The sequence below is a fragment of the Lamprobacter sp. genome (assembly GCF_034860625.1).
Lineage (GTDB): Bacteria > Pseudomonadota > Gammaproteobacteria > Chromatiales > Chromatiaceae > Lamprobacter.
The window spans coordinates 25,480-39,446 of the sequence record NZ_JAYESN010000044.1; the positions used below are offsets into that span (position 1 = coordinate 25,480).

The 13,967-nt window shown below is 58.3% G+C and carries 22 protein-coding genes; 14 read left to right on the forward strand and 8 right to left on the reverse strand.

The annotated features are described in order from the left end of the window. Window positions 1-67: 67 nt before the first annotated feature. The 3 genes from VBE63_RS13045 to VBE63_RS13055 form a co-directional block, all read right to left on the reverse strand. Window positions 68-484 carry a putative toxin-antitoxin system toxin component, PIN family gene (locus VBE63_RS13045; protein ID WP_323683465.1) on the reverse strand — a complete coding sequence of 139 codons (417 nt, stop codon included), beginning with the start codon at window positions 482-484 and terminating at the stop codon, window positions 68-70. After that, a complete protein-coding gene (locus tag VBE63_RS13050) occupies window positions 471-749 on the reverse strand; it encodes a type II toxin-antitoxin system prevent-host-death family antitoxin (RefSeq protein ID WP_323683466.1) in 279 nt (92 codons plus the stop codon). Before VBE63_RS13050 ends, VBE63_RS13045 begins: the two co-directional genes overlap by 14 nt. A gap of 83 nt (window positions 750-832) precedes the next feature. Further along, a complete protein-coding gene (locus VBE63_RS13055; RefSeq protein ID WP_323683467.1) occupies window positions 833-1,030 on the reverse strand; it encodes a hypothetical protein in 198 nt (65 codons plus the stop codon). Window positions 1,031-1,140: 110 nt separating this feature from the next. Here VBE63_RS13055 and VBE63_RS13060 point away from each other — a divergent pair, with 110 nt between their 5' ends. Both VBE63_RS13060 and VBE63_RS13065 read left to right on the forward strand, forming a co-directional pair. Beyond that, window positions 1,141-1,563: a hypothetical protein gene (locus VBE63_RS13060; RefSeq protein ID WP_323683468.1), complete on the forward strand. Its 423-nt coding sequence runs from the start codon at window positions 1,141-1,143 to the stop codon at window positions 1,561-1,563. Beyond that, complete coding sequence (locus VBE63_RS13065) at window positions 1,553-3,100, forward strand: ATP-binding protein (protein ID WP_323683469.1); 1,548 nt, start codon at window positions 1,553-1,555, stop codon at window positions 3,098-3,100. Before VBE63_RS13060 ends, VBE63_RS13065 begins: the two co-directional genes overlap by 11 nt. Before the next feature lie 6 nt (window positions 3,101-3,106). Here the strand turns inward: VBE63_RS13065 and VBE63_RS13070 are convergent, their stop codons facing one another. Then, window positions 3,107-3,757, reverse strand: a complete 651-nt coding sequence (locus tag VBE63_RS13070; protein WP_323683470.1) for a Fic family protein — start codon at window positions 3,755-3,757, stop codon at window positions 3,107-3,109. Between the two features lie 158 nt (window positions 3,758-3,915). On the opposite strand from VBE63_RS13070, the gene VBE63_RS13075 reads away from it, so the two are divergent. After that, entirely contained in the window at window positions 3,916-4,038 is a 123-nt protein-coding gene (locus tag VBE63_RS13075) for a hypothetical protein (RefSeq protein ID WP_323683487.1), read from the forward strand. A gap of 51 nt (window positions 4,039-4,089) precedes the next feature. On the opposite strand, the gene VBE63_RS13080 is transcribed toward VBE63_RS13075, so the two are convergent. The 3 genes from VBE63_RS13080 to VBE63_RS13090 are packed head-to-tail and all read right to left on the reverse strand — an operon-like array spanning window position 4,090 to window position 5,533. Further along, entirely contained in the window at window positions 4,090-4,971 is an 882-nt protein-coding gene (locus tag VBE63_RS13080; RefSeq protein WP_323683471.1) for a hypothetical protein, read from the reverse strand. Continuing rightward, window positions 4,925-5,230: a plasmid stabilization protein gene (locus VBE63_RS13085; RefSeq protein WP_323683472.1), complete on the reverse strand. Its 306-nt coding sequence runs from the start codon at window positions 5,228-5,230 to the stop codon at window positions 4,925-4,927. The genes VBE63_RS13080 and VBE63_RS13085 overlap by 47 nt, the downstream gene beginning before the upstream one ends. Before the next feature lie 9 nt (window positions 5,231-5,239). Further along, complete coding sequence (locus tag VBE63_RS13090) at window positions 5,240-5,533, reverse strand: hypothetical protein (RefSeq protein ID WP_323683473.1); 294 nt, start codon at window positions 5,531-5,533, stop codon at window positions 5,240-5,242. Between the two features lie 243 nt (window positions 5,534-5,776). Between VBE63_RS13090 and VBE63_RS13095 the strand changes: the two genes are divergently transcribed. Both VBE63_RS13095 and VBE63_RS13100 read left to right on the forward strand, forming a co-directional pair. Continuing rightward, on the forward strand, window positions 5,777-6,391 hold the full coding sequence (locus VBE63_RS13095) for a Uma2 family endonuclease (RefSeq protein ID WP_323683474.1): 615 nt from the start codon (window positions 5,777-5,779) through the stop codon (window positions 6,389-6,391). A 5-nt stretch (window positions 6,392-6,396) separates the two neighbouring features. Beyond that, on the forward strand, window positions 6,397-6,828 hold the full coding sequence (locus tag VBE63_RS13100) for a hypothetical protein (protein WP_323683475.1): 432 nt from the start codon (window positions 6,397-6,399) through the stop codon (window positions 6,826-6,828). Window positions 6,829-7,073: 245 nt separating this feature from the next. Here the strand turns inward: VBE63_RS13100 and VBE63_RS13105 are convergent, their stop codons facing one another. Next, on the reverse strand, window positions 7,074-8,219 hold the full coding sequence (locus VBE63_RS13105) for an RNA-binding domain-containing protein (protein ID WP_323683476.1): 1,146 nt from the start codon (window positions 8,217-8,219) through the stop codon (window positions 7,074-7,076). Window positions 8,220-8,341: 122 nt separating this feature from the next. Here VBE63_RS13105 and VBE63_RS13110 point away from each other — a divergent pair, with 122 nt between their 5' ends. From VBE63_RS13110 to VBE63_RS13150, 9 genes are all read left to right on the forward strand, one after another. Beyond that, entirely contained in the window at window positions 8,342-9,274 is a 933-nt protein-coding gene (locus VBE63_RS13110) for a PD-(D/E)XK nuclease family protein (RefSeq protein ID WP_323683477.1), read from the forward strand. A gap of 111 nt (window positions 9,275-9,385) precedes the next feature. Next, window positions 9,386-9,700: a helix-turn-helix transcriptional regulator gene (locus VBE63_RS13115; protein WP_323683478.1), complete on the forward strand. Its 315-nt coding sequence runs from the start codon at window positions 9,386-9,388 to the stop codon at window positions 9,698-9,700. Continuing rightward, window positions 9,693-10,949 carry a type II toxin-antitoxin system HipA family toxin gene (locus tag VBE63_RS13120; protein WP_323683479.1) on the forward strand — a complete coding sequence of 419 codons (1,257 nt, stop codon included), beginning with the start codon at window positions 9,693-9,695 and terminating at the stop codon, window positions 10,947-10,949. Before VBE63_RS13115 ends, VBE63_RS13120 begins: the two co-directional genes overlap by 8 nt. A 127-nt stretch (window positions 10,950-11,076) precedes the next feature. Then, window positions 11,077-11,484 (forward strand): nucleotidyltransferase substrate binding protein, encoded by a 408-nt coding sequence (locus VBE63_RS13125; protein WP_323683480.1) that lies wholly within the window; start codon window positions 11,077-11,079, stop codon window positions 11,482-11,484. A gap of 2 nt (window positions 11,485-11,486) precedes the next feature. After that, entirely contained in the window at window positions 11,487-11,864 is a 378-nt protein-coding gene (locus VBE63_RS13130) for a nucleotidyltransferase domain-containing protein (RefSeq protein ID WP_323683481.1), read from the forward strand. Then, window positions 11,848-12,045, forward strand: a complete 198-nt coding sequence (locus VBE63_RS13135) for a hypothetical protein (RefSeq protein WP_323683482.1) — start codon at window positions 11,848-11,850, stop codon at window positions 12,043-12,045. Before VBE63_RS13130 ends, VBE63_RS13135 begins: the two co-directional genes overlap by 17 nt. A 31-nt stretch (window positions 12,046-12,076) precedes the next feature. Then, the gene (locus VBE63_RS13140; RefSeq protein ID WP_323683483.1) at window positions 12,077-13,258 is read left to right on the forward strand and encodes a helix-turn-helix transcriptional regulator; all 1,182 of its coding nucleotides are present in this window, start codon (window positions 12,077-12,079) and stop codon (window positions 13,256-13,258) included. Then, a complete protein-coding gene (locus VBE63_RS13145) occupies window positions 13,236-13,556 on the forward strand; it encodes a nucleotidyltransferase domain-containing protein (protein WP_323683484.1) in 321 nt (106 codons plus the stop codon). The genes VBE63_RS13140 and VBE63_RS13145 overlap by 23 nt, the downstream gene beginning before the upstream one ends. Then, the gene (locus VBE63_RS13150) at window positions 13,553-13,951 is read left to right on the forward strand and encodes a HEPN domain-containing protein (protein ID WP_323683485.1); all 399 of its coding nucleotides are present in this window, start codon (window positions 13,553-13,555) and stop codon (window positions 13,949-13,951) included. The genes VBE63_RS13145 and VBE63_RS13150 overlap by 4 nt, the downstream gene beginning before the upstream one ends. The last annotated feature ends 16 nt before the right edge of the window (window positions 13,952-13,967 follow it).

A 13,967-nucleotide genomic window follows, 5' to 3' on the forward strand; every position in this document is an offset into this window, starting at 1 on the left:
TATGCCTCGCAAACGCCTGCCCATCGGCATCCAAAACTTGCGCGAGATCCGCGAGGACGACCATGAGTTAGTTGATCCCGACAAGAAAAGCCGCGGGCGGCATGATCGGGATGCCCCGCCATGGGTGTAGATCGGTGAGGTGCGGGTCGTTGGCGATGATGAGCTCGGCTCCAGCAGCTTCGGCGAGCGCGAGAAATTTGTTGTCCTTGGGGTCCATGCAATCCGTGACTTGCTCCTGGACCTGGATGTGAGTGGCATGTCGCTGAAATCCAAAAAGGAATTCTGTGCGTTGTGCTGCTGCGGCATAGCGATCGAACTTCGGTCGCATCAAAACGGTTTCGAGCTCTTTGAAGGTTTCGTCGCTGATACAGACTTCGAATGTCAGGAATGCCTTTTGCAGGGCGAGTGCAGGAATGGATTCGGGGCGAATGGCCGCACTGACCAAGATGCCGGTATCGATAATGATCCGCCTAGCGAAGGGCATGCACGAGCTCGTTGACAGCGTCGTCTGTTAGCTCGGCGGTCGACGGATTTGACCCCTGCTCGACGATGCTTTGACGATAACTCGAATACCAGCGAGCTGCCGCCTCCCTGCGCTGGCGCAATGACCTAAGCTCCTGCATATCGAGCTCGGAAACGACAAAGGCCGCCGTCCGTCCACGGCGCGTCACTTCGACCGGTTCGCGCTGAGCCCGATCGATCAGTTCGCCAAAGCGATTCTGTGCCTCAACAGATGTGACAGTGATCATGACAGGCTCTCGTTAGGTTAGCTAAGATGGCTATTTTAGCTGCTTCTGGGTGGTTGACAAGCCTCCAGCCGATCGGCTTGGTTTCACCAGGTTCTAGGCTGAAAGCGCGCGTCGTTGCGGATCTCCATCGCCGGCCCGGATTGGGCGAGCACGAATAGACCTTTGCGGTCGGCGAAGCGGCCGACCTGGTCCGGTGGGCGGAACGGATCTTGGATGCGCCGCAACCGAGCTGCTGGAGCTGATCGAGCCAGCGCCAGGGCGGCTGCGTGACGATGCGCCACGGCTGCGTTATCTGCTGCTGGAGAAAGGCGCCCTCGACACGTCCGCGCCTTGGCCGCTGCGCTGCTATCCTAAGGCCATTGTCTGATCCTAGCTCAACCTGGAGTCGCCGATGACGACGCTCGAATCACTCAAGGAGACCGTCAAGCGTGAGTTGCCCCGATGGCTCGAATCCGATCCTGCCTTTCGCGAAGCCATCCGCAGTCTGACCGCTAACCTCTACAGCCGCCGAGACGAGACCAACGACTGGTTCCATCAAACGCTGGAGGAAATGCGCCGAGAGCGTGAACGCCAAGACGCACTCTGGCGAAAGAACGACGAACGCCTCGAGCGCGAGCGCCAGGAGGCCGAACGCAAGTGGGAAGAGCAGAACCGCAAGTGGGAAGCCAACCAGGCCGAGCTCAAAGGTCTCCATGAGGAAAGCCTGGCGCTGGGTAAACGCATCGACCGCAGCATCGGTGCCCTGGGCGCGCACCAAGGCGCAGCCGCTAGTTCGAGTCGACTCCGAACGCACGGACATCAGTATGCACCGTAAACGCCTGCCCATCGGCATCCAAACCCTGCGCGAGATCCGCGAGGACGGCCATTACTATGTCGATAAGACCGGCTATGCGCTGCGGCTGATCGAGGAGGGCAAGTATTACTTCCTGTCTCGTCCGCGCCGTTTCGGCAAGAGCCTGTTTCTGGACACGCTCGCCGAGTTGTTCAGCGGCAACCAGGCGTTGTTTTCCGGGCTGGAGGCCGATGCGCGCTGGGATTGGTCGCGCACGTATCCGGTGATCCGGTTCAGCTTCGGCGGCGGGGTGGTCGGCACCCGCGCCGAGCTGGAGGCCAAGATCCGCGAGCAGCTCGCGCTCAACCAAACGGCGCTCGGTATTCGCTGCGAGCAGCCGACCAGTGATGGTGCCTTCGCCGAGCTGATCCGCCTGGCCCACGCCAACACCGGCGAGCGGGTGGTGGTGCTGGTCGATGAGTACGACAAGCCGATCCTGGATAATCTGCGCGATCCCGAGACCGCGCGCACACTGCGCGACGGGCTGCGCAATCTGTACTCGGTGATCAAGGACTCGGACGCGCATATCCGCTTCGCCTTCCTCACCGGCGTGAGCAAGTTCAGCAAGGTGAGCCTGTTCTCGGGGCTGAACAATCTCTACGATCTCACCGTCGATGCCGACTATTCGGCCCTGTGCGGGTATACCGAGGCGGATCTGGACGCCGTCTTCGCGCCCGAGCTGGAAGGCTTGGACCGCGCGCAGATCCGCGCCTGGTACAACGGCTACAACTGGCTCGGCGAGGCGGTCTACAATCCCTTCGATCTGCTGCTGCTATTCAAGCAGCGCCTCTTCCATGCTTGGTGGTTCGAGACCGGCACGCCGACCTTTCTGGTCGATGTGCTGACCGAGCGCGGCTTCTTTACGCCCAACCTGGCCACGCTGCGCGCGGATGAGACGCTGCTCTCGGCGTTCGACGTCGACCATCTGGCGACCGAGGCGTTGCTTTGGCAAACCGGCTATCTGACCTTCACCGGCGCTCGCCAGATCGGCGCGCGTTGGGAATATCGCCTGAGTTACCCGAATCTGGAGGTCAGCGCCGCACTGAATGACAGCCTGTCGAAAGCGCTGATTGGCGATCCTGGGCAGGCGAGCGAGCTGACGAGTCGCCTGTACGACATCTTGCTGGCGGGCGATCTGCAGGCGTTGCGTCAGCATGTCGAAAGCCTGTTTGCCGCGATTCCGCATGCCTGGCACGACAATAATCCGATCGCGCGTTACGAGGGCTATTACGCCAGCGTCTTCTACAGTCATTTCGCCGCCCTCGGGCTCGATCTGGTGCCGGAGGATGCCAGCCACCATGGGCGGCTCGATCTGCGCCTGCGTTTCAATGGCGCCATCTGGTTGTTCGAGTTCAAAGTGGTGGAGATCGCCCCCGAAGGGGCTGCGTTGGCGCAGATCAAGGCGCGCGGCTATGCCGAGAAATATCGCGCCGAGGGGCTGCCGATCCATCTGATCGGCATCGAATTCAGCCGTGAGCAGCGCGGGGTGGTGGCGTTCGAGACCGAGACGCTGATTTGAGCGTTGTCAAGCGTTGGGCTCGCGGAGGATATCGATCAGCCTGGTGTCGAGACAGGAGCGCATGAAGGCGTTCATCGCGGCTTGATCGCCAGAGGCGTAAAAATCGAGCATCAATTGATTGAACTCGAGTTGACGGCGCGCGGGTAGATTGATGGCCGGGTATCCACTATCGAGTAACAGGCCGTTCATCATCAAGCGGCCCAAGCGCTTGTTGACATCATAAAAAAACTGCGTGCGCGCCATTTCCAAGAAGACGAAGATCGCGCGGTCGTAAATATCCTCGAGCAAGCCCGCCTGCTCGATCATGCGCGCGAACAAATGGGGCAGGTCGGTGTGCTTGGGTGGGAGCCAATCGGTACCAGCAATCGTCACGCCACCAGAACGGAATGCGCCCCAGGCAAGCGCCTCTTCTTTTGCGGCAATGCCATGCAGGGTGCAGGCGACATCGCGGCTGAGTGCAAAGGTTCTCTCGCGCAGCGAGGCGAACAGATGCTCCCAGGCCTTGCCCTGGTTGAGCACGACTTGCTGATCGCTGACCTTGTGCCCGCCTACGGTAATGCCCTCCAGCAGCGTTTGAACTTCTGGTAGCGTGAACGGGATGCCTTCGAGATTGACAGCGTCACAGACGAAGACCGCGACTTCACGTCGCGCTAACATCAGGGCCTTGTCCCGCTGGGGTCGCATCCCCCAGTGTGTTTCAGTTGCTGGAATCATCGCGCCATTATGCACCGTAAACGCCTGCCCATCGGCATCCAAACCTTGCGCGAGATGTGTGAAGACGGCTATTACTATGTCGATAAGACCGGCCAGCCACCATGGGCGGCTCGATCTGCGTCGCCGAGAAATATCGCGCCGAGGGGCTGCCGATCCATCTGATCGGCATTGAGTTCAGCCGCGAGCAGCGCGCGGTGGTGGCCTTTGATGTGGAAACGCAGTAGAGATCGACGGCTACCTCTTGTTTTCACCAGGTTCTGGGCTGAAAGCGCCCATCAAGTCTGATCTCGATGCTGGGGCGCCAGCAGTCGCGCCATGCCCGGATGGGGGATCTCGACCAGCCAATCCGGCGTCTCGCCGGCGACGAGTTGATCGTAGAACAGGTGGTGGCCGTCGCGGCGTTCATGGGTGGCGACCGGGTCGTGCGGGCAGACTAGCAGTAGGTCAACGCCGTGCCGCGCGATGGCCTTGCGCGCCGTTTCGGCATCGCGAAAGAAGATCTGCGTGCCGGCCTCGATGCCGCTGTGATTGCGGTGATAGGGTGCAGCCAAGACCTGATGTGGGGTCAGCCAGAGCAGCGGGGCTCCCAAGTTGACCGGGGCGGCGATCAGCAAGGGCGCTTGCGCTTGCCAGGGGGGTTGATTGAGTTGCGTTGCGACCGCGGGTAGGTCGCAGGCCTCGTCGGCGCTTGGGTCCGAGTTGTCATCGTGATCGGCGGAGGCGTCGTTGAGTCTGGTCAGTGTCAGCGTCAGTGTGACGGTAAGCGGCAACAACGCGACCACCAGCGCTGGCCCGGCGCGCCGCAACAAACGTGGCAGCAGGCGCCGCGTCTCGCCGATGCGCGCCCCCACTGCCGCCGCCCACCAGGCCAAGGCCAGCCCGGCATAGAGGTTGGCGAGCGCGGCACCGCGCAGTTGCCAGCCCATCAGCAGCAGCCCACCGCCGATCAGCAGGGTGAGCCCGAGCCAGGGCGTGCGGGCGCGGGGCGGGCTGACATGGCTGCGCCAGGCGCTGATGAGCAGCGCAAGCAGCGGCAGCACGACGAAAGCAGCAGTGGTCGCCGTCCGCTCCCGAAGCGCCTTCAGCAGCGGTTGCGCTTCGCTGACGCGTTCAACCAGTTGCGCCGCCGGTTCCGCGATGCCGGTACACCGCGTCATGACTGCCGATGTCAATAGGGATCACCTCGGCCTCGGTCATCAGCAGCTCGAGCGTGATGCGATAGGACAGGTTGATTGAAACCGAGTGCAAGCCTTGGAGACGTCCCTGCAGCGCATGCAGCCGCAACGAGGGGTGAAAGGGATTGGCTTCGAGCAGTTGTAGTGTTTTCAGATACTGCCCACGCAGTTCCGGATGGCGCTTTAGCCACTTGGCAGCATGCCGGTTGTAGCGATCCGTGAAAACCAGCGTGAAGGCCATCGGTTGAGTTCAGGATCGCTCCATCGCATCGAGACGCTCTAGATGTGCCTCGGCCGATTCCCTGATGACCCGCCCGGCGGCAAGATCAGCGCGCGTCTCCGCGAGCGCCACGTCCAGTTCGCATTCGCGCAGATGCTGGTAGTGGTCAAGCTTCATCACCACATACGTCGGCTTGCCTCGTACCGCAACCAGCGCCTCGGCTTGCTCAGACAGCGCCTCAGCGATGGCCGTCACACCCCGGATTTTCAGATCATTAGCGTTAAGATCGCTCACAGACACAGTTTTTCGCTCCCCGAGCATCAATCAAGACTCACTCTGTTAAGAGTACTCTTGAGGACACTTTTCGACAATAGAGACAACTCGCCGCGTGGCGCGCAGCGGCTCATGCGAGCTCAGCGACATGCCGATCGCGGCAGCACCCGGCACTTGGCCCGGCCAGGTCGCCAGCCGAACGATATAGCGGGCTGCTAGAATAGCCGCCTTACCGCTAAGGCTGCGAGGCTCGGCCTCCAAAAGCCCACACTCTGAGCAAGTCACAGGTGATCCATGTCGCAAGCACAGGCCCTGCTAGACCGGTCCGTTCCGCCGCGCTCCGAAGCCGACGAGCGTCGTGTGCTGATCAAGCCCTGTACTTGGGAGCGCTACCAGCAGCTCTCGGCCCTGTTTCCAGACAACAAGTCCGTGCGCCTGACCTATATCGACGGAGTGCTCGAGATCCTGTCACCGGTTGGCGAGCGCCACGAGCGCCATAAGACAACGCTCGGTTACTTTGTTGAAGCCTACTGCCAGCGCAAAGGCCAGCGCTACTACGGACGTGGTGGATTTACGCTGGAGCAGCCAGCCTTTGCCGCTGGAGAACCGGATGAGTCCTACTGCTTCGGACAGGACAAACCCGTACCCGACCTGGTGATCGAGGTGGTGATCACCAGCGATGCACTGAGCAAGCTCCCTCTCTATCGGGCCAAGGGCATCGCGGAGGTGTGGATCTGCCGCTTAGGCCATCTGCAGATTCATGTCTTGACCGCTGAGGGATACGCCCTGGCCACAAGCAGTCAATTGTTGCCCGGCCTTGATGCTGAAGCCATTGATCGCTGTCTTGCAATTCCGGATCAGTACGATGCGGTGCAGGCATTTCGCCGGGTCATTGAAGGTAGGGGATAGGTTTAATGCTTCCGGTGTCCCGTAAACGCTTTGCTATTAACATTCAAACCTTCCGTGAGATGCGACAGGGCGGCTATCTCAGTCGATTTCAGGCAGCCTTTGAACGCTCTCTCTTTTCCTCGCGAAAGCGCTTTTTTCTGTCTCTTTTTCTTCCCCTGACGTTGACTTATGGCGTGACAGCGAGTTGGGAGCTTCCGCAAGATCCCGATGTTCTTACGATTGCCGTGAGTGCCTGGCATATCGGTCATACAGGGTCGCCGGTACAATTCGGTTATGAGCAATTGACCAGTAAGCCCTATTTTGGTCCCATGGGCTCGTTTGTCGATGCGCCGGGAGGCGTGGTTTCACAATATCCCCCAGGTGCGGCTCTGCTTGCTGCTCCAGTCTATGCGCCAGCCCTTTTGAGGTGCATAAAAACAACATTCAGGGTCAGATAGTTACGAATGCAGGTGAATCTGGCGGTCACTGGACCATAGGGACCGTCGCAAGCACCTTGACCAAAAATCAGGAGCTTGCAGTCAAACGAATTTCGTCACCTTAAAAGGGCTGGCTAAAAGATGCAAGCCCGATTTGGCGCCGACTTTGGCCTAAGGCGGTGGTGCTTGCAATCGGAATACAGGGCGTGGCGGTTTGGCTACTCTGAGCCTCGAGGTGAGTGTCAGCTCAGCCAATAACTGCGAAGTTAAAAAAACAAAGACACCTTAAACTCCTCCCCAATTTCCTCGAACCGTACCTCCTTGCCCAGCTTTTTCGTCTCTTGGTAAACCATTGGCAGTCCGCGACCAAGTTTATCAATATATCTTAGGTTTTCCATGAACTTGACAATGATCGGGTTAACCGCATAAGAGACGCCTGATTTTAATTTCTCGGGGGTAATCGTATTGGGTAATTGCCCTGGGCTGATGAAATCGATGCGGTCATCGAACATGAAAATCCTGATCCTTGAGCCAAGGATGGAGTAATTGCGATGGACGCAGGCATTGACGATCAGTTCGCGAAACACTTTATCAGGGTAGAGTGTCCGGTCTTCCCGCTTTGCTCCGACGATGGATGAGGGCGTTAGAATATTGTTTTTGATCACCTGCAACGCAGCCTCAACCTGATCGGGCAAAGTGCCCTGGATATTTTTTTTATCAATCAGTTCTTCAGTGATTTCAGATCCTAGATAATGGGCAAAGCTGATGCAGGCATTATGCAGATAGCGCTGCGGGTTGGTTCCAAAAATTAACAGACCGGCGATGGTCGGAATGCCGTTATCCGATAAAATGTCGGTATTTTTGAGCAGCGTTGAGCGTTCCTGCTGCTCCATCTCGGTATAGCTGATGTCATACCTGTGAAAATACTGGTCAATGGCTGTCTGGTTGAGACTGCGTTCATCGGCTCTTTCCACTTCGATGGCATCGTAGTGGAAAAATCCGCTGTGCTGAAACAGCCGCATCAGCTCATTCAGGCTGGCGATGCGGTTGGTTGAGCCCACGCGGACGTAAAAGCGACCGCTCGTGTCTTGGTAGGGTTTGTCCTTTCCTTTTGGCACCTCGACAACCACAATCGGCTTGCCTTCAAGTCTCAGTTCGCTGCATGCAACGTTGATGGGCGGGACAATATTATTCCGTGCGATATTTGCGACCCATTCATCGTGATGTTTGTCGGTCTCGACGCCTAACACACTGCCGTCGTCATCAATTCCGATCAGCACTGTGCCGCCGCTGGAATTGGCAAAAGCAATCATTTCCCGCGCCAAGCTGTCCGCTCTGACATCACCGCGCTTAAACTCAACGGCGGTGTTTTCCCCTTGGCTGATTAAATAAATAATAGCGTTTACATCCATCACTTGCATACCCTGGAACGACCAGAGCCTAAAGACTATCATAATCCTACTTGCAGGCATCCGCCGGTGCTACCCTACGGTCTAAGGCTGTTGTCTGTTTTTGGATCAACCTGGAGTCGCCGATGACGACGCTCGAATCACTCAAGGAAACCGTCAAGCGCGAGTTGCCCACATGGCTCGAATCCGATCCTGCCTTTCGCGAAGCCATCCTCAGTCTGACCGCTAACCTCTACAGCCGCCGCGACGAGACCAACGATTGGTTCCATCAAACGCTGGAGGAAATGCGCCGAGAGCGTGAACGCCAAGACGCACTCTGGCGAAAGAACGACGAACGCCTCGAGCGCGAGCGCCAGGAAGCTGAACGCAAGTGGGAAGCCAAGCAGGCAGAGCTGCAAGCGTTGCGAGAGGAGCAGAACCGCAAGTGGGAAGCCAACCAAGCAGAGCTGCAAGCGTTGCGAGAGGAGCAGAATCGCAAGTGGGAAGCTAACCAGGCAGAGCTGCAAGCGTCGCGAGAGGAGCAGAACCGCAAGTGGGAAGAGCAGAACCGCAAGGAGGAGGAACATAACCGCAAGTGGGAAGAGCAGAACCGCAAGTGGGAAGCCAACCAGGCAGAGCTCAAAGGTCTCCATGAGGAAAGCCTGGCGCTGGGTAAACGCATCGACCGCAGCATCGGTGCCTTGGGCGCGCGCTGGGGATTGCGCTCGGAGAAAGCCTTTCGCGACGCACTGGCCGGCATCTTGGAAAAGACCTTTGGCGTCGAGGTGCTCAACGTGAGCGAATACGATGACAACGGCGAGGTTTTCGGCCGTCCGGACCAAGTCGAGATCGATGTCCTCATCAAAAATGGTCTGCTGATCCTCTGTGAGCTGAAATCCTCGATCGACAAAGCGGGCATGTATATCTTCGAGCGCAAGGCCCGGTTCTACGAGCGGCGGCACGAGCGTAAAGCCAACCGTCTCATCGTCATCTCACCGATGATCGACAGCCGCGCGCAAGATGTTGCCCGGCGCCTGGGAATCGAGACTTACGGCGAACCCGAAGAAGTGTCTGGATGACCGCGCCCGGTCAGCGCACTGCGCGCTGGAAGATCAACTTCAACGGGTTGGGGTCGGTGTAAGATGCGCTAAACTCTATCAAACAGCAAAGATGATAGAGAATAGAGCATCATGTGTTCCAATCAGGAAACCATCGTTGGGCGGCTGAAGGCCGCGCGCGAAGCCGCTGGACTCAGCCAGCGTGCGTTGTCGACGATGACCGGCCTTCAGCAGGGACAGTTATCGAAGATCGAGTCAGGCCTGGTCGATCCCCGGCTCAGCAGCGTGCTGGAGATGGCGCGCGCGCTAGAGCTCGAGCCGGTGCTGGTGCCCCGTCGTTCGCTGCTGGCGGTGAGGGCTCTGCTCGGCTTGGATGCCGATGCGGGTCGCCCTGCTTACCGCCTCGACGATGACGATGACGACGCTGAGGACGCGGGCGATGCCTGAGCCGTTGAGCTTGGAGATCCTGCTTCATGAGCAGCCGATCGGCAGCCTGAGCCTGTTGGAGGGCGATCGCAGCCTCTTGTCCTTTTCTCCAGCCTATATCGATCAGGGCGATCGCCCGGTGCTCAGCCTGAGCTTCAAAGATCGTTACGGGCAGTTGATCACCGGGCAACGGTTGTATCAGACCCGGTTGATGCCGTTCTTTTCCAATCTGCTGCCAGAGGGCCTGCTGCGGACCTATCTGGCCACCATGGCGGGGGTGAAGCCCGTTCGCGAATTCTTTTTGCTCTGGGCGTTGGGTGAGGATTTGCCCGGTGCTTTGAAGGTTCGGGCTCACAGCGGGCAGGGGCGTTGGCCTCCGCCGGCTTTGGCGGCTCGCACGGCGGTCGAGTCAGGTCCTGCGCAACCACCGGGGTTGCTGCGATTCTCGTTGGCCGGAGTGCAGCTGAAATTCTCGGCGGTGATGGAAGCGAGGGGTGGGCTGACGATCCCGGCGCAAGGTGTTGGCGGCGGTTGGATCATTAAGCTCCCTTCGGCTCAGTATCCTGGCGTGCCGGAGAATGAGTGTTCGATGATGACCTTGGCGCGGATGGTCGGGATTCAGGTTCCCGCGTTCGAGCTGGTCGATCTCGACCGGGTGGCCAATCTGCCCGAAGGCATTGAGCGCATCGGGGCCAAGGCGTTTGCGATTCGGCGATTTGATCGCGCCGATGATGGGCGGGCGGTCCATATCGAAGATTTTGCGCAAGTCTTCGGCGTCTATCCTGACGAAAAGTATGGGCGGGCAAGCGCGCGCAATCTTGCCACGGTGATCGGCACCGAATGCGGTTTGGGTGATGTCGTGGAGTTCATCCGGCGCTTGGTCTTCAATACGCTGATCGGCAATGCCGACATGCATCTGAAGAACTGGTCGCTGATCTATCCAGATGGGTGTCATGCGCGGCTGGCGCCAAGCTATGATCTGGTCTCGACGCTGGCCTATATCCCCGATGATCGAGCCGCTCTGAAGGTGAGCCGTTCGGCGCGCTTCGATGCCTTCACATTCGAGGAGCTGTCCCACCTGGCAGAGAAGGCCCGGCTGCCGAGGCAGCTCGTGCTGGACACCGCCAGCGAGACCGTTGAGCGCTTTCGGCAAGTCTGGGATGCGGAAAAGCAGCATCTGCCGATGGCGTCGTCGGTGATGGAGAGGATCGAGTGGCATTTGGGCCGCGTGCCATTATTGGCCGAGCAGCCGACGAAGGCTCGAAGGTAGTGCTCAAGATCTGTTGATTGACCAATCAAATTATTGATTTATAAAGATTAAGTCTTATCTGGCAACAGATTTTGATCACTACCACAAGTCGCTGACTAGGATGACGCGTAACTGATGGAGGTTGGCCGTGACACATGATATTCGCTGGAAACAACGCTTTGATAATTTTCAACGCGCCCTGCATCAACTGACACTCGCCATTGATCTTACTCAACAGCGTCCACTGTCTGATCTCGAGCAGCAGGGGTTGATCCAAGGGTTCGAGTTCACTCATGAGCTGGCCTGGAATGTCTTGAAGGATTACCTTGAAATGGAAGGTATCCAAGGGCTTGTGGGTTCCAGAAGCACCGCACGCGAAGCCTTTAAACGCGGATTGGTGAGCGATGGCGAGGTCTGGATGGATATGATCGAAAAGCGCAATCTCTCCAGTCACACCTACAATCAGTCGGTGGCAAACGCACTGGCCGCAGCCATCGTGGATCGCTATTACCAGGCCTTTCTGGAACTGCAGCAACGCTTTGTCGCGGAATCCTGAGCATGCGCGAATTCGGTTTGCCACAGACCACCACCCACACCATCCGGCAAATTCTGGCCGGAGTGCCTGCTGTGGAAACGGCCATCATCTACGGCTCACGCGCCAAGGGTACTCACCGGCCGGGCTCCGATATCGACCTCACCCTCTTCGGCCAGGATCTCGACCTGGACAGGCTGGGTCACATCGCTACCGCGCTTGATGAGTCGTCGATTCCCTACCAAGTCGATCTTTCCCTTTTCGACCAGATCGATCATGCTGGCCTACGCGAGCACATTGAACGCGTGGGACAGGTGTTTTATCGACGTGAACACCAAGGGCAACCTTCTGCCGCCCTGGCACCGCCGTATCCGCGAGTCAGGGCGAATGACGATATCAGGTGAGGCAAGTGCTACAGGCAATCGACAAGCGCTAATCGAAGACTGTATCGACGGCCTGGAGGTCTACGCCATCCGCGCCCGCACCCTGATCGACAAGGCCATCTCCCTGGGCCGCGAGGGCAAGACCATGTCTATCTGGCCGCTGCCTTGGCCGTGGTATTTCCGCTCCAAGGCGCCAACTTGACAAAACTTGACGCATGACCCAGATTGCCAGCATGCAAAAGATCCTGAACGTCGACAAGGCCCAGTGCGCGATGGACGCAGCGGGCCTCTCACAAAGCGCGGTAGCCGAGGCGCTGGGCGTCTCCCGCGAAGCGGTGTCGCAGTGGCTGCGCGCGCAATCCTTTCCACGCCCCAACAAACTGCTACAGCTTGGAAAATTGCTGGGCCTGAGCTTTAGCGAGTTGGTGCGTGTGGATGACCCGGCTGCGCCGAGGGTGGCCTTCCGGAAGATGAAGGGCACCAAGACGAAAGACCATCACATCGAAAAGGCCGAGCACATCGGCCGGCATCTTCGCCACCTGGTGCCGTATTTGCCGTTCGATACGCTCAAGATGCCGCCGGTGCTGAAGGCGCCATCCTATGATGACGCTTACCTACAACAGGTCACGGCAGAGCTGCGCGCCGAGATCGGTCTCGAGCCACGGGAGTCGGTCGACTTTCAGCACCTGATTCGACACTTTACCGCGTTGCAGGCGGTGGTGGTGCCGGTGCTCTGGGGCTCAAAGCAACGGCACGAGAATGCGGTGCATCTCTACTTGCCGGATTCGCAGACCACCTGGGTCTACCTCAACCTCGATACCAACGTGCATGACTTCAAGTTCTGGATGGCACATGAGTTGGGTCACTGCCTGGCGCCGAGCTTGGCGGGAGAAGAGGCGGAAGATTTTGCCGACGCCTTTGCCGGAACACTGTTATTTCCTCAGGCCTTGGTTGAAGAAGCCGATGCACGGATTCGCCAGCTGAGTACGGTATCTGCCCGGATCAATGCCGTTCTGGCGACCGCAAACGCGCATGTGATTTCGCCCTTTACGGTGTCGCAGCGCCTGGAGCAGCACGCGGTGCGGACGGGCAAGCCGGCTATCGAGCTTGGAAAACAGTTTCCAGGAGCCGTGACCAACTTCAACAAGGGATATAAGAACCTGAGTCAAGTCTTGTTTCAGAACGACACATGCGATGAAACCGGGCAACCCGATGCCCATGACTATGTTGAATGCGCCGAGCAAGTCTTCGCGACGCCTTTTTTCGATGTGCTCAGGCGCTATTTGAAAGCGAACGAAAAGGGGCCGGGGTTTCTCGAAGTGGTGCTGGATCTGTCACCCTTGGATGCGAGAAGCCTGCACGCCGAGCTGAGCGACGAGGAGTGGCCTAACAATGGTATCTGTTCAGAGAGATAAGGTTCCTGTCTTTTTTGCCGACGCAGTCCGTCAGCGACTGGGCGCCCACCTCAAGGATCTACGCCTTTTCGGTTCTCGGGCTCGGGGCGATGCCGGGCCTAATTCCGACTATGACATGCTGGTGATCGTTGATCAGCGCTCGCCTGAAATCCGTGCAGCCATTCTGGCTATTGAAGTCGACATGATGGATCGCCACGAGGCGTTGGTGACATCAATTGTTAGATCCGAGTCCGAGTGGATGCAGCGTCAAGGAACACCCCTGGCGCTGAATATTGAGCGGGAGGGACGGCGGTTGTGACGCGTCAAATCGATGCGGTATTAGCGAAAGCCGCTGAGAAGCTGCGTGTGGCGGAGATGCTGCTTGAAAATGGTGCTTGGGACGATGCAGTCTCGCGCGCTTATTACGCTGCATTTCATGCGATAAGCGCGCTGCATCTTTCAAACGGACAAGCGTTTTCATCCCACGCTCATTCAATAGGGCGATTTAATAAGGATTTCGTGAAAACGGAGATTTTCCCCAAGGAGTTCACCGCGATTCTGACCCGCTTGTTCGAGGATCGACAGAGCGGAGATTATGACTTGTCTGGTTTGGTCACTGCTGAAGATGCAAGTCGTGATATAGACGATGCCAAGCGCTTGCTCAAGGCCATCATTGATTATTTAGGTACGACGCCATCCGCGCCCGCATCTTAATTGACAAGGCCATCGC

What these genes read in the sequence shown, in the direction of transcription:
- VBE63_RS13045 (WP_323683465.1), bottom strand. Translation starts at nt 484, where the DNA reads ATGCCCTTCGCTAGGCGGATCATTATCGATACCGGCATCTTGGTCAGT.
- VBE63_RS13050 (WP_323683466.1), bottom strand. Translation starts at nt 749, where the DNA reads ATGATCACTGTCACATCTGTTGAGGCACAGAATCGCTTTGGCGAACTG.
- VBE63_RS13060 (WP_323683468.1), top strand. Translation starts at nt 1,141, where the DNA reads ATGACGACGCTCGAATCACTCAAGGAGACCGTCAAGCGTGAGTTGCCC.
- VBE63_RS13065 (WP_323683469.1), top strand. Translation starts at nt 1,553, where the DNA reads ATGCACCGTAAACGCCTGCCCATCGGCATCCAAACCCTGCGCGAGATC.
- VBE63_RS13070 (WP_323683470.1), bottom strand. Translation starts at nt 3,757, where the DNA reads ATGTTAGCGCGACGTGAAGTCGCGGTCTTCGTCTGTGACGCTGTCAAT.
- VBE63_RS13075 (WP_323683487.1), top strand. Translation starts at nt 3,916, where the DNA reads ATGGGCGGCTCGATCTGCGTCGCCGAGAAATATCGCGCCGAGGGGCTG.
- VBE63_RS13080 (WP_323683471.1), bottom strand. Translation starts at nt 4,971, where the DNA reads ATGACGCGGTGTACCGGCATCGCGGAACCGGCGGCGCAACTGGTTGAA.
- VBE63_RS13085 (WP_323683472.1), bottom strand. Translation starts at nt 5,230, where the DNA reads ATGGCCTTCACGCTGGTTTTCACGGATCGCTACAACCGGCATGCTGCC.
- VBE63_RS13095 (WP_323683474.1), top strand. Translation starts at nt 5,777, where the DNA reads ATGTCGCAAGCACAGGCCCTGCTAGACCGGTCCGTTCCGCCGCGCTCC.
- VBE63_RS13100 (WP_323683475.1), top strand. Translation starts at nt 6,397, where the DNA reads ATGCTTCCGGTGTCCCGTAAACGCTTTGCTATTAACATTCAAACCTTC.
- VBE63_RS13105 (WP_323683476.1), bottom strand. Translation starts at nt 8,219, where the DNA reads ATGGATGTAAACGCTATTATTTATTTAATCAGCCAAGGGGAAAACACC.
- VBE63_RS13110 (WP_323683477.1), top strand. Translation starts at nt 8,342, where the DNA reads ATGACGACGCTCGAATCACTCAAGGAAACCGTCAAGCGCGAGTTGCCC.
- VBE63_RS13115 (WP_323683478.1), top strand. Translation starts at nt 9,386, where the DNA reads ATGTGTTCCAATCAGGAAACCATCGTTGGGCGGCTGAAGGCCGCGCGC.
- VBE63_RS13120 (WP_323683479.1), top strand. Translation starts at nt 9,693, where the DNA reads ATGCCTGAGCCGTTGAGCTTGGAGATCCTGCTTCATGAGCAGCCGATC.
- VBE63_RS13130 (WP_323683481.1), top strand. Translation starts at nt 11,487, where the DNA reads ATGCGCGAATTCGGTTTGCCACAGACCACCACCCACACCATCCGGCAA.
- VBE63_RS13135 (WP_323683482.1), top strand. Translation starts at nt 11,848, where the DNA reads ATGACGATATCAGGTGAGGCAAGTGCTACAGGCAATCGACAAGCGCTA.
- VBE63_RS13140 (WP_323683483.1), top strand. Translation starts at nt 12,077, where the DNA reads ATGCAAAAGATCCTGAACGTCGACAAGGCCCAGTGCGCGATGGACGCA.
- VBE63_RS13145 (WP_323683484.1), top strand. Translation starts at nt 13,236, where the DNA reads ATGGTATCTGTTCAGAGAGATAAGGTTCCTGTCTTTTTTGCCGACGCA.